This is a genomic window from uncultured Polaribacter sp., assembly GCF_947497695.1.
Taxonomy (GTDB): domain Bacteria; phylum Bacteroidota; class Bacteroidia; order Flavobacteriales; family Flavobacteriaceae; genus Polaribacter.
Map to the genome: position 1 here is coordinate 1 of NZ_CANMHM010000034.1, position 371 is coordinate 371.

1 protein-coding gene is annotated in these 371 nt (G+C 40.4%); it reads left to right on the forward strand.

The window, feature by feature from the left end:
• Positions 1-371: hypothetical protein (locus tag Q0731_RS13140; protein ID WP_299064823.1), on the forward strand; the 371-nt coding region annotated here is incomplete at both ends.

Sequence of the window (371 nt, forward strand, 5' to 3'; positions counted from 1 at the left end):
TATCAATTAAGAAGAAACGGAACGAATGTTGGTTCTCCAATTACAGGAACAGGAAATGCCATTAGTTTTGGAAATCAAACAGCAGCAGGAACATATACAGTAGTAGCGACAAGAACAAGTACTTCATGTACACGAGTGATGTCAGGATCAAGAACAGTCACAGTGAATGCCTTGCCAACTCTTTACACAGTAACAGGAGGAGGGGCATATTGTTCAGGAGGTTCAGGCGTTGTAGTAGGATTATCAGATACCCAATCCTCAGCATTTAGCTATCAATTAAGAAGAAACGGAACGAATGTTGGTTCTCCAATTACAGGAACAGGAAATGCCATTAGTTTTGGAAATCAAACAGCAGCAGGAACATATACAGT